1 protein-coding gene is annotated in these 393 nt (G+C 44.8%); it reads left to right on the top strand.

Features of this window, described 5'->3' with window-relative positions; translation table 11 throughout:
• A partial coding sequence (locus tag A3761_RS27470; RefSeq protein WP_197472972.1) for a hypothetical protein occupies nt 1-393 on the top strand: 393 nt, incomplete at both ends.

Below are 393 nucleotides of genomic sequence, written 5' to 3'. Positions count from 1 at the left end.
ATTAGAGTCGATAACTGATAATGTTGTCGAGCTCATGCTTGAACGCATGTCTGAGCTACCGATTAAAACCCAAAAGCTCCTCCAAAAAGCTGCATGTGTGGGTACCAGATTTGATTTGGAAACATTGGCTGTTGCCAGTGACTTACCCATGGAGGAAGTTGCTGAATCTTTGTGGCTGGCATTAAAAGAAGGCTTGCTTGTTCAGGAGGGGGGCGATTGGTTTTTAGCTGTAATCGGCGGCTTTCAGCAAACACTGCAAGGGGAGTACGGCGAAAGTGTATTGGTACCCCAAAAATTACTTAGCCAGTATTATTCATTGCGGAGCCATGAAACCGCAATTCATAGTTTTATCCCATCGTGTAAATTCCTTCATGATCGGATGTTGCAAGCAGC

This window comes from Oleiphilus sp. HI0123 (assembly GCF_001635315.1).
The sequence above is the reverse complement of the archived record's forward strand: the minus strand, read 5'-3'. Positions and strand labels throughout refer to the sequence as shown.